Raw genomic sequence first — 17021 nt, 5'->3', positions numbered from 1 at the left:
CCCATGTCCCTCGACTCCCTCAAGTCCGCTCTTCCGGACTACGCCAAGGACCTGAAGCTCAACCTGGGCTCGGTCATCGGCAACTCCGACCTGCCGGCCCAGCAGCTGTGGGGCACGGTGCTGGCGACGGCGATCGCCTCGCGCTCGCCGATCGTGCTGCGCGAGCTGGAGCCCGAGGCGAAGGCGAACCTCACGCCCGAGGCGTACACCGCGGCCAAGTCCGCGGCCGCCGTCATGGCGATGAACAACGTCTTCTACCGCACCCGCCACCTGCTCTCGGACCACGAGTACGGCACCCTGCGCGCGGGTCTGCGGATGAACGTGATCGGCAACCCCGGGGTCGACAAGGTCGACTTCGAGCTGTGGTCGTTCGCCGTGTCCGCGGTCAACGGCTGCGGGATGTGCCTGGACTCCCACGAGCAGGTCCTGCGCAAGGCGGGCATGGAGCGTGAGGTCGTCCAGGAGGCCTTCAAGATCGCTTCGGTGATCCAGGCGGTCGGCGTGACGCTGGACGCGGAGGCGATCCTGGCCGAGTGACGGCCGCACCGCCGAAGGGGCCCGCTCCCAGCCACCGCTGGGGGCGGGCCCCTTCGTGTTCCTCCGCACCGGGCGGGACGGACCAGGGCCCGTACGGCCAGGGCCAGCTGGTCTAGGCGGACGGCGCCTCGTCCAGCGGCGGCTCCGCCGGGGTCCTGCCGGACGCGGTGGCGAGGTCCGGCTGCGACGGCTGGTGCGGCACGGCGTTCGCGTACGACCGCAGATAGCCCACGACAGTGTTCGTCACCGCCACCAGCGGCACCGCCACCACGGCTCCGCCGATCCCGGCGACGATCCCGCCGGCCGTCACCGACAGCACCACCGCCAGCGGATGGACCTTCACCGCCCGGCCCAGGATGAACGGCTGGAGGATGTGACCCTCGATCTGCTGGACGGCGAGCACCACGGCCAGCGTCATGATGGCGGTGAAGACACCCTGCGTCACCAGGGCCACCACCACCGCCAGCGCACCCGAGGCCACCGCTCCCACCAGGGGGATGAAGGAGAACAGGAAGATGAAGACGGCGAGCGGCACGGCCATGGGGACGTTCAGGAAGTAGATGCCCAGGCCGATGAAGATCGCGTCGATCAGGGCCACGATCACCGTGCCCCGGACGTAGGCGGTCAGGGTGCGCCACGCCCGCGGACCCGCGCCCGCGACGCCCGGCCGCGCCGCGGCCGGCACCAGTTTCAGCGTCCACTCCCAGATGCGCCGGCCGTCGTAGAGCAGGAAGAGGGTGGAGAACATCGTCAGGAGGATGCCGGTGAGCGCCTCCACGATGACCGTCACGCCTTCCAGGCCCGTCGAGGTGATCTGGTCGGTGTTGGCGCCGATCGCCTCCCGCAGACTCTTCGCGATCTCGTTGATCTGCTTGTCGGTGACATGGAAGGGGCTGTTCAGCAGCCAGTTGCGCAACTCGTCGATGCCGTCCTGGATCTGATTGGAGAGCGAGTCGATGTTCTCCATGACCTGCCAGGTCACAAACCATCCGATCAGACCCATGACGACGAAGCCGAGGACGGCGGTCATCGCGGTGGCCGGCCCCCGCGGCACCCCGTGGCGGCGCAGCCGCGCCACGGTCGGCTGCAACAGCGCCGTGATGAGCAGTGCGCACACGAAGGCGAACACCACCAGTTGGACGGCGCTGATGACCCGCATCAGCACCCAGACCGTGCCGGCGAGGACGAGCAGCCGCCAGCCCGCCTCGGCCGCGACCCGTACGCCCCACGGGACCGCCTGCGCGGGGTGCGGGCGCGACTGCTGCGCGGCGGGCGCGTACCCCGACGGCTGCACGTGGTCCACCACCGGGTGCGGCACGTGCTCGTGGTGCTCCTTCGCCACCTCGGCGCGGCGCTCGTCCAGCCGCTCACCCACCTGGGTGACCCCGGCGCCGATCCGAGCCAGCCAGCTTGGCACTTGCGACATGATCCGTCCTCTTCCCCCGTGTCTCCGGGTGCTGCCCACCACTCCCCCCTGGAGCCGTCGTCTCCGACCGTACACGGCGGGTGCCGACAGCTGTGAACGGCCGTAGCCCCTCACCTATGAGACGGTGAGGGGCTGCGCGAGGTTGAGCGGTGAGCGCGGGCGGACCCGCGGCTCTCAGAGCTCCGAAAAGCTCCTAGTACCAGTGGTTGGCCTGCCAGAACGACCAGGCGTCACACGGGCTGCCGTACCGGCTGTCCATGTAGTTGAGGCCCCACTTGATCTGTGTGGCCGGGTTGGTCTGCCAGTCGGCTCCGACGGAGGACATCTTGGAGCCGGGCAGGGCCTGGAAGAGGCCGTAGGCACCCGAGGAGGCGTTGACCGCCCGGTAGTTCCAGCTGGACTCGTGGTCCACGATGTTGCTGAAGCACTGGAACTGCCCGGCCCCTACCATCTGACGCGCCATCGCCTGGATCTGCGCGACCGAGTAGGAGCTCTGGACGGGGAAGCTGGACGAGTCACGGCTCGCGTCGCGGCTCGCCTTGGCCTCGGCGGCGGCCGCCGCCTTGCGGGCCTTGGCCTCCTCTTCGGCCTTCTGGGCGGCCTGCTGCTTGGCGATCGCGTCCGCGGCGGCCTGCTTGCGTGCCGCTTCCTCCGCGTCCTTCTTGGCGCTCACGTCCGCGGCGATGGCCTGAGCGTCGGCCTGCTGCGTCAGCGACGCGGTCTGTACCTGGGCCTGCTGACCCGCGGGTATGTCCGCGAGAAGGGTCGTCTCGCTAGCCGTCGCCTCGGCGTCGCTCGAGGGCTGTCCAGTGCTGCCCGAGGCAACACCGGTGACGGCGCCGACAGCGGTGACCGCCGTGGCCGAGGCCACTGCGAATCCCCGGACCGAAATCCGGCTCACACGGTTTCCTTCCAGCATCGCCCGCTTCGGTGACCCTGGCGGACGCAATCGTGCCCCTGACGCTGGCCTCCCAACTGCGGGGTCACGGGAGGCACGGGCCCGATGGGCAACTTCCCTGACGGAAGCGCCGCGTGGTGCTCGGGCGGCATACGACGGCTCTATGGAGTTCAGGTACTTCAGTGGTGCCGTACCTCCCCTACTGCCTTAAGGGGGTGGGAGGTACCACCAGGGGGCACAACCGTGTCGTATGCGGGGCCTGACAGGAACGAGACTCTGCCGTAACCGGACGCCGGGTGGCAATTCTGCGTTGGGTGTGAAAGCTCACACCTCGATTGGGTCAAGGGATTCACAGAAATACCCGCGCACCAAAGCGCCGCCCGGCTAAGCTCTACGCTTTTGCCGGACGGCGCCAACCGGTGGGTAACTACCTCACGTTGGGCAAGAGGTTCAGATCTGCCCCTCTTCGAGCATTTCGGTCACAAGGGCCGCGATCTGGGACCTCTCGGACCGGGTGAGCGTGACATGCGCGAAGAGCGGATGTCCCTTCAGCTTCTCCACGACGGCGACGACTCCGTCGTACCGGCCCACCCGCAGGTTGTCCCGCTGGGCCACGTCATGCGTCAGAACAACGCGTGAATTGGCGCCGATCCGGGACAGAACGGTCAGCAGAACATTCCGTTCGAGTGACTGGGCCTCATCCACGATCACAAAGGCGTCGTGCAGCGAACGGCCGCGGATATGGGTGAGCGGGAGAACCTCCAGCATCCCGCGCGCTGTCACCTCTTCGATGACGTCGCGGGTGGTGACCGCGGACAGCGTGTCGAAGACCGCCTGCGCCCAGGGGCTCATCTTCTCGGCCTCGGTGCCGGGCAGATAGCCCAGTTCCTGTCCGCCGACCGCGTACAGCGGCCGGAAGACCATCACCTTCTGGTGCTGCCTGCGCTCCAGCACCGCCTCCAGGCCCGCGCACAGCGCCAGCGCGGACTTGCCGGTGCCGGCCCGGCCGCCCATCGAGACGATCCCCACGTCCGGGTCGAGCAGCAGGTCGAGGGCGATCCGCTGCTCGGCGCTGCGGCCCTTGATGCCGAACGCCTCCCGGTCCCCGCGGACGAGACGGACGGTGCCCTCCGCCGTGACCCGGCCGAGCGCCTTGCCCCGCTCCGACTGGATCGTCAGACCGGTGTGCACAGGCAGGCCGGCGGCCTCGGGGACCTGCACGTGCCCCTCTTCGAAGAGGATGTCCACCCGTTCGGCCGACAGGGTCAGTTCGGACATTCCGGTCCAGCCGGAGGAGTCCGTGATGGCCAGCTCCGCGCGGTACTCCTCGGCGAGGAGCCCGACCGAGGACGCCTTGATCCTCAGCGGAAGGTCCTTCGACACGACGGTGACGTCGAACCCCTCCGCCTGCAGGTTGCGGGCGACCGCGAGAATGCGGGAGTCGTTGTCCCCCAGGCGGTAGCCGGTGGGCAGCACGCTGGGGTCCGAGTGGTTGAGCTCGACCCGCAGGGTTCCGCCGAGGTCCCCGGTCGGAAGGGGGGCGTCGAGACGGCCGTACCGCACCCGGTAGTCGTCGAGCAGGCGCAGGGCCTGCCGGGCGAAGTAACCGAGTTCGGGATGGTGCCGCTTGGCCTCCAGCTCGGTGACCACGACGATCGGGAGCACGACCTCGTGCTCCTCGAAGCGGGTCATGGCGTTCGGGTCGGCCAGTAGGACGCTGGTGTCGAGAACATAGGTGCGCCGGTCTGGCTTGTGGCGCTTTGTGCTGGTCACCACGGAAGGACGTACCCCCTCGGATGAGGTCGGGGAGCGACGGAGTGGGATGCCGGGTGGGGCCGGGCGGGAGAAATCCCGACCGGTCGACGGCCGCGATGCACGGGCCGGAAACCGGCCCTCCGCTGCTTCTTCCGTGCCGAGACCGCACGGTCGGGCTGGTGCAAAGGGCCTCCCGGGCGGACGGCTCCGAGCCGTCCGCTGAGATACGACACCCGTGGTTCGGGTGTCGACCTGTTTGGCTTATGCCCTCGAACACGCGCCGCCATGCCAGGGCATACGGCGGCGCCCCGGTGAACTCCTCGTAACGTCCCTCGCCCGGCCCGCACCCAGAAGAGTGACGCCGGGCCGCGAGGAAAAGGGGGGTGTCAGCCGCCGTAGCGGCGGTGGCGCGCCGCGTAGTCACGCAATGCGCGCAGGAAGTCGACCTTGCGGAAAGCCGGCCAGAAGACGTCGCAGAAGTAGTACTCCGAATGGGCCGTTTGCCACAGCATGAAACCGGACAACCGCTGCTCGCCACTCGTACGGATGACGAGGTCGGGGTCGGGCTGGTCACTGGTGTACAGGTGCCGGCCGATCAGGTCGATGTCCACGGACTCGGCGAGGTCCTCCATCGAGGTGCCCTGGTCGTGGGCGTCGAAGAGCATGGAGCGGACGGCGTCGGCGATCTCCTGGCGGCCGCCGTAGCCGACGGCGACGTTGACGAGTATCCCGTCGACGTGCGCGGTGGCCTCCTCGGCCTCCTTGAGCGCGGTCCGCACCCGTCCGGGCACCAGGTCGAGCGCGCCCACATGGTGCACACGCCAGCGGCCGTCGGCGGCGAGCGAGCGTACGGTGTCCGCGATGATCCCGAGAAGCGGGACCAGCTCGTCCTTCGGCCGGTTCAGGTTGTCCGTGGACATCAGCCAGAGGGTGACGACCTCGACGTCCGTCTCGGCGCACCAGCCGAGGAACTCCTCGATCTTGTCCGCGCCGGCCTGGTGGCCCTGTGCGGTGGTCGAGCCGGCCGCCTTCGCCCAGCGCCGGTTGCCGTCCATGATGACGCCGATGTGCTTGGGCACCTGAGCGTGGTCCAGGTGGCCTTCCACCCGGCGTGCGTACAACCTGACCAGCAGGCCGCGCAGCTTGTCGCGCAGGTTCACGTGATTGTCAGCCCCTCCGTGCGGATCAGACAGGTGCGGGCGGGTGCGCTCAGAGTCAAGTGGCGGTCCCCGGATCGAAGCCTACCCCCGGAAAACCGGGGCTCCGGCCAACGGTGTCGGCGGCCCGTCCCGGGATCGCACCGGTGAACGGCCGCCCCGTAGCCGCGATTTACGGGCCATCGGGCGTGACCCGCCCGTCCCGATTCCGGGCTTCCGGGGCGATGGGTGTGTCGCGCCTCGTTCGGCTTCCCGGAGTGGGACGCATGGGGCGGCCGTCCGGTTTCCCGGGGCGGGACACGCGCAGGGCGGCCGTCCGGTTTCCCAGGGTAGGACGCACAGGGCGGCCGTCCGGTTTCCGGGCCGATCGGGGCGGCAAGGAAAACGGGCCGGTCCGTGGGGGGGAGACGGACCGGCCCGAGGGGGGGTTTCCACCATAACCCTTCGTGAGGGCACCTGCGTGCATCGACGGGAAACAACTACTCTCCGAAGTCGTCCGGCAACGCGTCGGTGGTCGCGGAGGCGTGCATTCCGCACCGCACTCTGGCCGGATCACAGGGGATTCCAAGGAAATACGGCCGAATCCTGAGGGATCCAAGGGGTTGACGAGCCATGACGGGACAGCCGACGGCCTCGCGCGGCGTACTCCGGGTGGGTGACCCGCGCCGGGAACGGACACTTGACGCCACCGCTAACGTCGCTGTCATGGCCACGTTCATCACGGCGGGGACGGCCGCCCCGGTACCCCTGGAGGTCGCCCGGTCGGCGCACGACCGGCGGCGCGGGCTGCTCGGGCGGCACGGGATCGAGGGGGCACTGCTGCTCAGTCCGGCGAGCGCGGTGCACACCCTGGGGATGCGGTTCGCGATCGACGTCGCCTATCTGGACCGGAACCTGCGGGTGCTGGCGGTACGCACGATGCCACCGGGACGGATCGGTCTGCCCCGCCCGCGAGCGCGCCATGTTCTGGAGGCGGAGGCCGGGGTGATGCAGCGCTGGGGCCTACGACGCGGAAGCCGTGTCCGGCTGGAGGACGCCTGACGGCGTGTCGGCGCCGGGCAGGGCACCGCGCACCCCCCTCCGCCGCACGGTGCCGCCCGCGCGGCTTTGCTCAGGCGAATCACCTTGGTCTGTGAGCGCCGAGGACGGCGCGAGCCGCCGTCGACGACGAGGGGACACCGCCGGGCGCGCGCCCCCTCACCGGGCCCGCTCCGCCCCAAGGGCGCGGGCCTCGACGAGGAAGCGGGTGCTGTGGGCGACGAACGGCCCCCGGGAACGGATCCGCTCGTGCAGGGACCGCAGCCGGGACTCATACCGCTCCACGGTGAAGCCGGGCACCATCCAGATCACCTTGCGCAGGAAGTGGACGACCGCGCCGATGTCGTGGAACTCCATGCGCAGCCGGGCCTCCTGGAGGTCGACGACCTCAAGACCGGCCGCCTCGGCCTCGGCCCGCGCGCGCTGCGGTTCCCGGGCGCCGCGGACCTCCTCCGGCTGCGGCCCGAGGAAGTACTCGACGATCTCGAACGCGCTCGCCGGGCCGACCTGCTGAGAGAAGTACGTGCCGCCGGGGCGCAGCACACGGGCGATCTCACCCCAGTACGTCCGCACCGGGTGCCGGCTGGTGACGAGGTCGAAGGCGGCGTCCGCGAACGGCAGCGGGGCGTCCTCGGGCGAGGCGACGACCACGGCACCGCGCGGGTGCAGCAGGGCGGTGGCCCGGGCGACGTTCGGCGGCCAGCCCTCGGTGGCGACGGTGAGCGGCGGCAGCGCCGGGGCGGAGGCCAGGACCTCTCCGCCCCCGGTCTGGATGTCGAGCGCGGCGGAGGCACGCGCGAGCCGCTCCGCCATCGAACGCGCGTACCCCCACGGGGGCCGCTCCTCCGTCGCCCGTCCCTCGAACCACGAGAAGTCCCAGCCGTCGACGGGAGCCTCGACGGCTTCACGGACGAGGTCTTCGAACGTACGGTCGCCACTCATACCGGTCATGCTCCCAGCGGCCGGACACACGACGCGACCGCATTTCGGAGCGGGACGGACGGGCGACCGCATAGCGGCGCGGGACGGACGGGCGACCGCAGAGCGGCGCGGGACAGGCGGGTGAGGCGACCGCACACCGGCGCCTGGACGACCGGCACGACCGCAAAGCGGTGCGGGGCGGACAGGTCACCGCACACCGGCGCGGGACAGGCGGGCGGACTACGGCACCAGCGGGCGGACTTCCCCGGCCGCGAACCGCACGAAGCCCTCGGGGTCCGGCTCGTCGCCCGTGGGCTGGAGGACCACGGTGTCGGCCCCCGCCTCCGCCAGCCGCCGGACGGCCTGCGCGACGGCTTCCGCGTCCCCGGCGACGCCGAGGTCCGGCACGGAGCCCAGGCCCTCGGCCTCCAGCTCGGCCCGGAGGCGGGCCACCGCACCCGGACCGGTGGCGGTGAGCAGGTAGACCACGACGGAGTGGGGATCGGTACGGCCGGCCGACGCCCGCCCCTCGTCGATGAGGGCGCGGGCCCGCCGTACGCCCTCCGGGGTGGTGGACGAGGTCAGGATCGTCCCGTCCGCCGCCTCGCCGGACAGCCGCAGCGAGCGCGGTCCGGTGACCCCGGCGAGAACGCGGACCGGTTCCGCGGGCGGCCAGTCCAGCGCGACGCCGTCCAGCGTCACATACCGCCCGTCCGTGGTGACGCGCTCACCGCGGAGCAGGGACCGCAGGGCGTCGAGGTACTCGCGCAACAGGGTGACGGGTGACTCGGCACGGGCGCCGACCTGGCCCATCCAGCTCTGGACGCCATGACCGACGCCGAGGATCGCCCGGCCCGGGAACATCCGCTCCAGCGTGGCGGCCTCCATCGCGGTGACCGCGACGTTCCGCAGCGGCACGGGCAGCAGCCCGACGCCCACGCGCAGCCGCTCGGTCCAGGCGAGCGCGGCGGACACGGCCGAGATCCCCCCTTCCAGGAAGCAGTCCTCCCACAGCCACAGCTCCTCCAGGCCCGACTCGTCCGCCAGTCGCACCAACGGGCGCAGCCGCTCGGGAGGCAGTTGGGGCCGGAACACAGCACCGAGTCCAGTCATCGGAAACTCCTTGTGTGGAAACCCCCGCCTTCAGCCGGGGGAGGAACGCATACCGGGTCCGGAGCCGCGTAGGGGCGGAGCGCGCTCCGCTATCCGCCCAACACGACCCGTTCACACGGGAGCTGATAGAATGTGAGAAGTGACGCAGCAGGTCAAGCGGGCTTTCAAATACCGCTTCTACCCCACGGACGAGCAGGCGGCGGAGCTGTCGCGCACGTTCGGCTGCGTCCGTCTCGTGTTCAACAAGGCGCTGGAGGAACGCACCCGCGCCTGGTACGGCGAGCAGCGCCGCATTTCCTACGTGGAGTCGTCCGCCGCGTTGACGCAGTGGAAGAAGGCCGGGGAACTCGCCTTCCTGGCCGAGGTGTCCTCGGTTCCGCTTCAGCAGGCGCTCCGGCACCTTCAAACGGCCTTCGGGAACTTCTTCGCCAAGCGTGCGAAGTACCCGCGTTTCAAAAGCCGGAAGAAGTCCCGTGCGTCGGCCGAGTACACCCGTAGCGCCTTCAAGTGGCGTGAGGGCCGTCTGACGCTGGCGAAGATGACGGCCCCGCTGGATATCCGGTGGTCCCGTCCGCTGCCGGGGGGTGCGGAGCCCACCACGGTTACCGTGTCCCGTGACGCTGCGGGGCGCTGGTTCGTGTCCCTGCTGTGCGAGGACACCATCGCCCTGGCCCCGGCCACGGCGAACGCGGTCGGCATCGACGCGGGCATCACCTCGCTGGTGACTCTTTCCACGGGGGAGAAGGTCGCCAACCCCAAGCACGAGCGCCGCGACCGTGAGCGTCTGGCCAAGGCCCAGCGGGAGCTGTCCCGCAAGGCCAAGGGCTCCGCGAACCGGGAGAAGGCCCGCCGCAAGGTGGCCCGTGTCCATGCGCGGATCACCGACCGGCGCCGGGACTTTCTCCACAAACTTTCGACTCGTCTCGTCCGTGAGAACCAAACGGTCGTGATCGAGGACCTCACCGTCCGCAACCTGCTGAAGAACCACAGCCTGGCGCGTGCCATATCGGATGCGTCGTGGGCGCAGCTGCGGACGATGCTGGAGTACAAGTGCGCCTGGTACGGGCGTGAACTCGTCGTGATCGACCGATGGTTCCCCAGCTCGAAGCTGTGCGGGGCGTGTGGCACGGTCCGCGAGAAACTGCCGCTGAACGTCCGCGAGTGGCGTTGCGACTGCGGCGCCGTGCATGACCGCGACGTGAACGCGGCACGCAACACACTGGCCGCCGGGCTGGCGGCAGCGGCCTGTGGAGATGGTGTAAGACCTCAACGGGAGTCCTCCCGGACGGGGCGGTCGTCAATGAAGCAGGAAACCCAGCGGGCGACCGCTGGACTCCCCCGCCATTAGGCGGGGGAGGAGGTCAAGCGAGCGGCCCTGCAACGCACAACACCTTTACCCGCTTACCCTTACGCGCTGCCGGGCTGCCGCTCGTCCCTGGGACGCTCGTAGTGCAGGAGGACGACACCGTTGCCGAACCGGCGGGTGTCGAGCAGGCGCAGGGCGGTCAGCTCGTCGCTCTCGGCGAAGAGACGCTGCCCGCGGCCGACCAGGATCGGATGGACGTACACCCGGAACTCGTCCACGAGGTCGTGCCGCAGGAACTCGGCGGCCAGGGCGGCGCCGCCGAGCGCGAGGTCGCCGCCGTCCTGCTCCTTGAGCGCGAGGATGTCCTCGACGACGACGTCCCGGACGATGGTGGTGTGCCAGTCGGCGTGCCGCAGGGTCCGGGAGAACACGATCTTCGGCATGTTCCGCCAGATCCGGGCGTACTCGACCATGGGCCCCGTGCGGTGCGGATCGGCGTCCGCGGTGGGCCAGAACCCGGCCATCAGCTCGTAGGTGACACGCCCGTCCAGGAACGCGCCCATCTCTTTGAGCACATCGTTGAAGTGCTGGTGCAGTTCGTCGTCGACCAGATGCCAGTCGATCTCACGGTTCGGGCCCTCGATGAAGCCGTCCAGGGACATGGACATCATCAGGACGATCTTTCTCATGGCAGCTCCCGGGTACGACATCGGCCATCCGGACGGCACGAGCATCGCGCAGCGGAGGCGCACGGACGCGGAGGCGGCTCCGGGGGATTCGCACCCGGGGCTCACCCTCCGGCGATACCCGCCGTGCCCGGGGACGACTCCCCCCTGGGGAACGACACCTCCACGCGGCGGTTCTTGCGACGGCCCTCCTCCGTGGAGTTGTCGGCGATCGGGTAGTCCTCGCTGTAGCCGCGCACCTCGAAGGTGACGGTCCCGCCGAGGCGCGCGGCGAGCTGGTCGTGGACCGCCTCCGCACGCTTCTTGGAGAGGACCAGGCCGTGGGCGTACGAGCCCAGGTTGTCGGTGAAGCCGAAGACGCGGATGTTCGTGGCGTTCTGCTTCTTGATCTCGTCCGCGATGGCGTCGATGCGGGAGCGGGCCTGCGGGTTCAGCTTGGGGCTGTCCTTGGGGAACAGCACCTCCGCCTGGAGCGCGAACGTGACGTTCTCATTGGTGTCCTCGCGCCGCTCCTCACCGCCGAGGTCCTCCACGACGGACTTGATGTCCAGCACCTTGGCGGGCGCGAGGGTGGCCCCGTCGGCGAGCTTCAGCCCCGGGCTGGCCGGGTCGACGGACGGTGGCGGCGAGGTGCTGACGGCGCCGGGCGGCGCGCTCGGATCGTCGGCGGCGGCCGGGGGGCCACCGGCGAGACCGAGAACGGTGAGCAGGGAGAGGGCGGTGACGGCACGCAGGGGAAGCGGCATGGCGGCTCACCCCTGGGAGAGTTCGACGGAGGCGGGAGGCATGGCGCCGACCTGGAAGTCGACGGCGTCGGTGCCTTCGGGTGGGGCGGGGAACTGGGCGAACCAGTCGGCGGTCTGTCCTTGGCGGACGGGGCCGTCGAACTTCGTGCACAGGCAGCGCCCCGTGGTGTCCCGAAGGACCAGATACTTCTTCTTGCCCTTCTGGTCGATCAGGCTGGCTCCTGCGAGGGAAGAGCCGTTCCTGGACAGCTCGCGTTCGTCGCCGCGCCATGTCTCTGCGAGCCAGATGTCGGACGTATTGTTCGTCACTGTTCCCTCCACGGTGACGAAGCCTCCAGCGTCACGCTTAGCAGAGGTGATCGTGAGAGTCAGGCCGTTCTCGCCTTTCACCTCGGCGAGCACCGCATCCGTCTGGGGCGCCTGGGACTGCTTCTGACCGTTGCCGCTCCGGGCGGGAGTCGGAACTGACGAAGCCCCGGCCCCCTTGTCCGACTGTCCGTCACTGCTCCCGCCGCAACCGGCCGCCGTGAGGACCAGCCCGACCGCGACCGCGCTCAGCGCCCTGCGGCCCTTCATGGTGCGCGGAAAGTCCATCGGTACGGCTTCCTTTCACTCGGCCAGATGCACAGAGAACAGCACGGACGCGTCAGGAAGGTCGTCCGAATGGAAATGGTCGGGGTCGATGTCGACGGAATGACCGTCACAGTCGAGCTGTACGGGCTTCTTCGGGTCGGCGTCCGACGGGACGGTACAGCGCGGCTGGATCACCGCGACGGCCTCGGCCCTCGCGTGCCGCGTCTCCGTGCCCGGAATGATGGATTTCCCCACCGTGTAGCGCGTCTCGATCGCCACCCGGTAACCCGGGTAGCCGTTCACGATGGTGGGGGCGGTGTCCAGCACGGTCGCGTCGTTGTCGGCGGCCAGCCGCTCGGCGGCGGCGCTCGCTCCCGCACCCTGGAGGTCTTGGCCCTGAAGCCATTTCAGCCAGTCGTCGTCTTTTCCGATGGCCTGTTGCAGGCCCGTCATCAACTCATCGCGGGAGTCCTGTGCCGCCGCCAACGCCGCAGCGTCCGCCGCGGACTGAGCTCCATTGCGGGCGGACGCTGCTTGGGCGAATGCGAAAAAGGCGAACGCGGCGAACAATAGAATGCCTGTCAGCCAGATGTAGATCGGCAGGGTTTGTCCCCGGTCGCCTCGCGGCTGGGGAGAGGTCAGCCGCCTCCGCTGACAACATTGTTGACGGCGTTGTAGATCGCTCGCGAGATGAGCCCGTCCAGCCCCAGACCGTCGATCAATGTGAAGATCCCCGCGATGATGATCATCAGCCCGGCATACTCCACGAACCCCGCCCCCGCGTCCCGCCCGGCTCCCCGCATCCGGGACACCACGGTCCTTCGCCACGCGCCGATCCTGTGCCTCGTCCTCGTCACCACGGCCCCTGACCTCCCGCCCGATGCGGCTACGACCAACCCACGCACCGTATGTGAAAGCACCCTTACTCCGAGTGGGCCCAGGGGCCCAACTTCCGTGCTCGCGGGCGGTCATCGGCTCCACCCCCCGCCGGCCGTCCCCAGCCAGCGGGCGATCGCTTCGCTGCGTGAGGAACTGTGCAGTTTCGCGAAGATACGATTGATGTGATTCTTGACTGTCTTCTCGCTGATGAAGCAGGCGGCGGCGATCTGCCGGTTGTTCATGCCGGCCGCGATGAGATCCATGACCTCCACCTCCCTGGAGCTCAGGCCGAAGTCCAGCCATCCTGCGGCACGGCGCCGCAGACCCCCCGCAGGAGCGCCGAGAGCCTTCGACGAATGTGACACAACCGGTTGCACATGCGAAGGACTTTCCCCTCGTTCGTAGGAAGCTCCGAATAAAGACGGGACAACCTGCCTCCCCTCCCTCAGCTTCCGTACCGCGGCGACCAGTTCGGCGGCCGTGAACTCGCCGTGCACCAGATAGCCGGAGGCCCCGCGGCGCAGCGCCTCCGCCACGACCTCGGGTTCCCTGCTGTACGTCAGCATCATCACGGGGGCCGTGCGGGCCAGCCGGGGCAGTGCGGTCAAGCCGTCCGTGCCGGGCATGCGGACGTCCAGGAGGACGACGTCCGGACGGTGCCGGGCCGCACAGACGAGCGCCTGCCCGCCGTCCGCCGCCTCCGCCACGACCTCGATGTCGCCGTGGACGGACAGCAGGGCGGTCAGGCCCGCCCGTACGACCGGGTTGTCGTCGGCCACGAGGACGCGCAGCGGCGGACCGGGAAGTGCCTGGTCAGGCATGTGCGGCCTCCTCTTGGGGGCGGTGGGGAGCGGGGGCGGGGACGGGGACGTGCAGCCGGATCTCGGCGCCGCCCAGCGGTGAGCGGCCGAGGTGGAGCCGGCCGCGCAGGGACGCGGCGCGTTCCGCCATGCCCAGCAGACCGAAGTGGCCGGTTCTCGCCAGGTCCTCGGGCACGGCGGTCGGGGGCAGGCCGGCACCGTCGTCCCCGACCCGTAGGTCGAACGCCTCGAACCCGGTGACGTCGAGTTCGATGCGTACGCGGGTGGCGTGGGCGTGGCGGTGGGTGTTCTCCAGCGCCTCGGAGACGATGGACAGGACGTCGTGGGCGGCCGCGTACGGCAGGAGGAGCGGTGTGTCCGGCAGCCTCAGTTCGGTCTCCGCGTCGCCGCGGGCGGTGAACGCCCGGGCGCGTGCGCCGACTTCGGCAGCCAGGTCCAGCCGTCCCGCCGTGAAGTCGGTACGGCGCCGCAGGTCCGACAGCAGGTCCCGGGACTCCGTCGCGGCCCGCCGGGCGGCGTCCGCCACCTGGGCCGCCTGACGCTGGAGCGTGGCGGGGTCGCGGTGCCCGGCCGAGGCGGCGAGCGCCTCCGCGGCCAGTGCCAGGCCGTGCAGGGTCTTCGCCACCGAGTCGTGCATCTCCCGGGCGAGCCGGGCGCGTTCGGACGCGACGGCCTCGGCCGCCGCGAGCCGGGCGTTCGCCTCGGACAGCGCCTCGCCGGCGGCGCCGAAACGGAACATCAGATTGCGCAGGGTGACTCCGATGATCCCCGCGGCGACGCAGAACCCGGCGATGAGAAGGGTGCTGACCCCGGCCCCGGGGCGGTGCTCCCAGGCTCTGAACACCCCCAGTACGACGCCGAGTTGCAGGCCCGTGAGGACGCCGGCGCCGCGCCAGCCGTAGAGCAGGCCGGACAGCAGGGGGGTGCAGACCGTGGCGTAGGCGAGGGGGGAGGCGGGGGACGCGGTCAGCAGGAGCGTGGCGACGAAGAGCAGGTCCAGTGCCATGAGCGTCGGGTGGGCGAGCAGGCGCGGGCCGACGCGGTCCCAGTCGCGCAGCAGGGCGTACGACGTCATGACGCCGAGCACGGCGGCGGCGAGGACGGCGTAGCGCAGGGCGCCGGAGGGGGAGTTGGCCAGGGCGAACGGGGCGCCGATCACGACCATGGCGAGGCGTACGGCCACGGTCTGGCGGCACAGGGCCTGCAACGCGCTCAGCTGGAGACGGACGCTGGCGGGCGGCGGGGCGTCGTCCTCCAGGTAGCCGGGGGTGGGGCGGCCGGTCCGGTTGCTCATCATCGGCCCAGGATCGATCCGAAGTTCGTCCCCGAGCCCAGGAACATGCCTGTGGCGATGAGGATCATCGTCGCCGGGAGCATGAAGACCAGGGTGACCAGCGTGGCCTTGGGGATCGTCTTGGCCGCGCGGCGGCGGGCGTTCTGGGCGTCCGTGCGCCGCATGTCGGTGGCGAGCTGGATCAGTGTCTCCGCGATCGGGGAGCCCAGTTCCTCCCCCTGTTGCAGCGCGGAGACGAACTGGGCGACCTGCTCGGAGGAGTTGCGCCGGCGCAGTTCGTCGAAGGCCTGGCGGCGGCTGACGCCCATGTCCATCTGGCGCAGGGTGATGCGCAGTTCGTCCGCCCAGGGCCCCTCGTACTTCTCCGCGACCCGGTCCAGTGCCTGGCGGAAGCCGAGGCCGGCCGAGACGACGACCGCGAGGACGTCCAGGAAGTCCGGCAGCGTACGGTCGATGACGTCCTTGCGTTCGCGGACGGCCTGCCAGATCAGGGCGTCGGCGGCGAGCAGGCCGAACGCGAACGTGAGGGCCGCGAAGAGCAGTTGTCCGTTCGTGAGGAACATCAGGCCCACGACCAGGCCGAAGATCCCGTACACCGCCCGGCGCGCGGCGTACCGTTGCAGGGTGAGACCCCCGGGGTTGCCCGCCATGTCGATCCGGCGGCGTTTGACGTCGACCCGGCGCGGCCCCATGAGGCGCAGCACGAGCGGGGCGAAGCGCATGCCGAGGCGGTCGACCGCCGAGCCCGCCGTGGAGACACGGCTGGCGCCCACCTCCAGCGCGAGCGCCAGGTCGCTCGGCAGTTTGGCGTCCGCGCGGATCAGACGGATCCCGAGAAGGATCCCCGTGACGGAGACGGCCGTCAGCAGGGCGAGCAGCAGTGGCAGCAGCGCGCTCATCGCGGTCCCCTTCTCATACTTCGATCTTGCCGAGACGGCGGATGACGAAGAAGCCGACCGTGTAGAGGCCGAGCGCGAGCAGCACCAGGCCCTGGCCCAGCGGGGAGCCGGTGACCCGGGCGAGGGCGCCCTCGTTGGAGGAGTTGACCAGGACGAGGGAGCCGAGGCCCAGCAGCGGGACCGTGAAGGCGGTCGCGTTGACCTCGGAGAGCATGGTGCGGACCTCGCGCCGGGTCTCCTTGCGGTCCTCCAGGGTCTGGGTGAGGTTGCGCAGCGAGTTGACGACCGAGCCGCCGGCCTTGTTGGCCAGGACCAGCGTGGTGACCAGGACGACCAGTTCGCGGGAGGGCAGGCGTTCGGCGAGTTCGCCGAGGGTGTCCTCGACCGAGCGGCCGAGCATCAACTGGTCGGCCACCCGGGCCAGTTCCTCGCCGGCCGGAGCCTGAAGCTCCTCCGCGGCCATGGCGAGGGCGGTGCGCAGGGCGAGACCGGCGGCCGTGGCGTTGGCCAGCAGGCGGGCCACGTCCGGGAGCTGGCTGATGAAGGCCTCGATGCGTTTCTGCCGCTGCCAGTTGAGGAAGACGGCCGCGCTCCAGACGCACACCAGTGCGGCGATCGGGCCGAAGAAGGGGGCCAGCGTCGACGCCGCGATGAGCCACAGCGCGACGACGACGGCGACGACGTAGATGAAGAACTCCCCCGGCGTCAGATCGAGTCCCGTCGCCGACAGGCGCAGCCGGAGGGTGCGGCCCAGGCGGGTGCGGCGCAGCCATCGGTCGACCGCGGTGAAGCGCCGGACGCGGCCGGACGCCGTGCGCGGGGGGCCCGCCGGGTCGCCGGAGAGCCGGTCGACGAGTGCCTGCCGCTGGGCCCGGCCGGAGGCGTACAGGTGGCCGCCCGCCACGGCGAGCGTGCCGGTGAGGACGGTGGCGCCGAGGGCGAGGAGGGCGGGGTCGTTCATGGCGCGCTCCT

General features: G+C 70.3%; 17 protein-coding genes. 3 read left to right on the top strand and 14 right to left on the bottom strand.

Translation table 11 applies throughout. From position 1 onward, the window contains the following. The first annotated feature begins 3 nt into the window (after window positions 1-3). Complete coding sequence (locus tag ACWD5Q_RS01795) at window positions 4-537, top strand: alkyl hydroperoxide reductase (protein ID WP_451425004.1); 534 nt, start codon at window positions 4-6, stop codon at window positions 535-537. Between the two features lie 112 nt (window positions 538-649). On the opposite strand, the gene ACWD5Q_RS01790 is transcribed toward ACWD5Q_RS01795, so the two are convergent. From ACWD5Q_RS01790 to ACWD5Q_RS01775, 4 genes are all read right to left on the bottom strand, one after another. Continuing rightward, entirely contained in the window at window positions 650-1963 is a 1314-nt protein-coding gene (locus tag ACWD5Q_RS01790) for an AI-2E family transporter (RefSeq protein WP_451425003.1), read from the bottom strand. A gap of 193 nt (window positions 1964-2156) precedes the next feature. Further along, on the bottom strand, window positions 2157-2882 hold the full coding sequence (locus ACWD5Q_RS01785) for an aggregation-promoting factor C-terminal-like domain-containing protein (protein ID WP_451425002.1): 726 nt from the start codon (window positions 2880-2882) through the stop codon (window positions 2157-2159). A gap of 429 nt (window positions 2883-3311) precedes the next feature. Then, window positions 3312-4637, bottom strand: a complete 1326-nt coding sequence (locus ACWD5Q_RS01780; RefSeq protein WP_451425001.1) for a PhoH family protein — start codon at window positions 4635-4637, stop codon at window positions 3312-3314. A 365-nt stretch (window positions 4638-5002) separates the two neighbouring features. Continuing rightward, window positions 5003-5776, bottom strand: coding sequence for an isoprenyl transferase (locus tag ACWD5Q_RS01775; RefSeq protein WP_451425000.1), 774 nt, complete (start codon window positions 5774-5776; stop codon window positions 5003-5005). 702 nt (window positions 5777-6478) lie between these two features. Between ACWD5Q_RS01775 and ACWD5Q_RS01770 the strand changes: the two genes are divergently transcribed. Then, complete coding sequence (locus ACWD5Q_RS01770) at window positions 6479-6814, top strand: DUF192 domain-containing protein (protein WP_451424999.1); 336 nt, start codon at window positions 6479-6481, stop codon at window positions 6812-6814. 156 nt (window positions 6815-6970) lie between these two features. Here ACWD5Q_RS01770 and ACWD5Q_RS01765 read toward each other — a convergent pair whose 3' ends face one another. Beyond that, on the bottom strand, window positions 6971-7753 hold the full coding sequence (locus ACWD5Q_RS01765; protein ID WP_451424998.1) for a class I SAM-dependent methyltransferase: 783 nt from the start codon (window positions 7751-7753) through the stop codon (window positions 6971-6973). Between the two features lie 219 nt (window positions 7754-7972). Continuing rightward, window positions 7973-8845 carry an LLM class flavin-dependent oxidoreductase gene (locus tag ACWD5Q_RS01760; protein WP_451424997.1) on the bottom strand — a complete coding sequence of 291 codons (873 nt, stop codon included), beginning with the start codon at window positions 8843-8845 and terminating at the stop codon, window positions 7973-7975. A 139-nt stretch (window positions 8846-8984) separates the two neighbouring features. Here ACWD5Q_RS01760 and ACWD5Q_RS01755 point away from each other — a divergent pair, with 139 nt between their 5' ends. Next, on the top strand, window positions 8985-10193 hold the full coding sequence (locus ACWD5Q_RS01755) for an RNA-guided endonuclease InsQ/TnpB family protein (protein WP_451424996.1): 1209 nt from the start codon (window positions 8985-8987) through the stop codon (window positions 10191-10193). Window positions 10194-10252: 59 nt separating this feature from the next. Here the strand turns inward: ACWD5Q_RS01755 and ACWD5Q_RS01750 are convergent, their stop codons facing one another. The 8 genes from ACWD5Q_RS01750 to ACWD5Q_RS01715 all read right to left on the bottom strand — a co-directional run bounded on the left by ACWD5Q_RS01750 (window position 10253) and on the right by ACWD5Q_RS01715 (window position 17010). Beyond that, the gene (locus ACWD5Q_RS01750) at window positions 10253-10840 is read right to left on the bottom strand and encodes a dihydrofolate reductase family protein (protein WP_451424995.1); all 588 of its coding nucleotides are present in this window, start codon (window positions 10838-10840) and stop codon (window positions 10253-10255) included. Between the two features lie 101 nt (window positions 10841-10941). After that, window positions 10942-11583, bottom strand: coding sequence for an OmpA family protein (locus ACWD5Q_RS01745; protein ID WP_451424994.1), 642 nt, complete (start codon window positions 11581-11583; stop codon window positions 10942-10944). 6 nt (window positions 11584-11589) lie between these two features. Continuing rightward, the gene (locus ACWD5Q_RS01740) at window positions 11590-12177 is read right to left on the bottom strand and encodes a hypothetical protein (protein WP_451424993.1); all 588 of its coding nucleotides are present in this window, start codon (window positions 12175-12177) and stop codon (window positions 11590-11592) included. 15 nt (window positions 12178-12192) lie between these two features. Further along, window positions 12193-12759, bottom strand: a complete 567-nt coding sequence (locus tag ACWD5Q_RS01735; RefSeq protein ID WP_451425183.1) for a pilus assembly protein TadG-related protein — start codon at window positions 12757-12759, stop codon at window positions 12193-12195. A gap of 365 nt (window positions 12760-13124) precedes the next feature. Next, entirely contained in the window at window positions 13125-13856 is a 732-nt protein-coding gene (locus tag ACWD5Q_RS01730) for a response regulator (protein ID WP_451424992.1), read from the bottom strand. Then, on the bottom strand, window positions 13849-15153 hold the full coding sequence (locus tag ACWD5Q_RS01725; RefSeq protein ID WP_451424991.1) for a sensor histidine kinase: 1305 nt from the start codon (window positions 15151-15153) through the stop codon (window positions 13849-13851). The genes ACWD5Q_RS01730 and ACWD5Q_RS01725 overlap by 8 nt, the downstream gene beginning before the upstream one ends. Then, window positions 15150-16049 carry a DUF5936 domain-containing protein gene (locus ACWD5Q_RS01720; protein WP_451424990.1) on the bottom strand — a complete coding sequence of 300 codons (900 nt, stop codon included), beginning with the start codon at window positions 16047-16049 and terminating at the stop codon, window positions 15150-15152. Before ACWD5Q_RS01720 ends, ACWD5Q_RS01725 begins: the two co-directional genes overlap by 4 nt. Window positions 16050-16062: 13 nt before the next feature. Beyond that, window positions 16063-17010, bottom strand: a complete 948-nt coding sequence (locus ACWD5Q_RS01715) for a type II secretion system F family protein (RefSeq protein WP_451424989.1) — start codon at window positions 17008-17010, stop codon at window positions 16063-16065. Between the last annotated feature and the right edge of the window lie 11 nt (window positions 17011-17021).

This window comes from Streptomyces sp. NPDC002513 (assembly GCF_053595355.1).
The sequence above is the reverse complement of the archived record's forward strand: the minus strand, read 5'-3'. Positions and strand labels throughout refer to the sequence as shown.

Coding starts and splice junctions, on each gene's coding strand:
- ACWD5Q_RS01740 (WP_451424993.1), bottom strand. CDS start 12,177: ATGGACTTTCCGCGCACCATGAAGGGCCGCAGGGCGCTGAGCGCGGTC.
- ACWD5Q_RS01765 (WP_451424998.1), bottom strand. CDS start 7,753: ATGAGTGGCGACCGTACGTTCGAAGACCTCGTCCGTGAAGCCGTCGAG.
- ACWD5Q_RS01795 (WP_451425004.1), top strand. CDS start 4: ATGTCCCTCGACTCCCTCAAGTCCGCTCTTCCGGACTACGCCAAGGAC.
- ACWD5Q_RS01725 (WP_451424991.1), bottom strand. CDS start 15,153: ATGATGAGCAACCGGACCGGCCGCCCCACCCCCGGCTACCTGGAGGAC.
- ACWD5Q_RS01770 (WP_451424999.1), top strand. CDS start 6,479: ATGGCCACGTTCATCACGGCGGGGACGGCCGCCCCGGTACCCCTGGAG.
- ACWD5Q_RS01730 (WP_451424992.1), bottom strand. CDS start 13,856: ATGCCTGACCAGGCACTTCCCGGTCCGCCGCTGCGCGTCCTCGTGGCC.
- ACWD5Q_RS01750 (WP_451424995.1), bottom strand. CDS start 10,840: ATGAGAAAGATCGTCCTGATGATGTCCATGTCCCTGGACGGCTTCATC.
- ACWD5Q_RS01715 (WP_451424989.1), bottom strand. CDS start 17,010: ATGAACGACCCCGCCCTCCTCGCCCTCGGCGCCACCGTCCTCACCGGC.
- ACWD5Q_RS01745 (WP_451424994.1), bottom strand. CDS start 11,583: ATGCCGCTTCCCCTGCGTGCCGTCACCGCCCTCTCCCTGCTCACCGTT.
- ACWD5Q_RS01760 (WP_451424997.1), bottom strand. CDS start 8,845: ATGACTGGACTCGGTGCTGTGTTCCGGCCCCAACTGCCTCCCGAGCGG.
- ACWD5Q_RS01785 (WP_451425002.1), bottom strand. CDS start 2,882: ATGCTGGAAGGAAACCGTGTGAGCCGGATTTCGGTCCGGGGATTCGCA.
- ACWD5Q_RS01720 (WP_451424990.1), bottom strand. CDS start 16,049: ATGAGCGCGCTGCTGCCACTGCTGCTCGCCCTGCTGACGGCCGTCTCC.
- ACWD5Q_RS01790 (WP_451425003.1), bottom strand. CDS start 1,963: ATGTCGCAAGTGCCAAGCTGGCTGGCTCGGATCGGCGCCGGGGTCACC.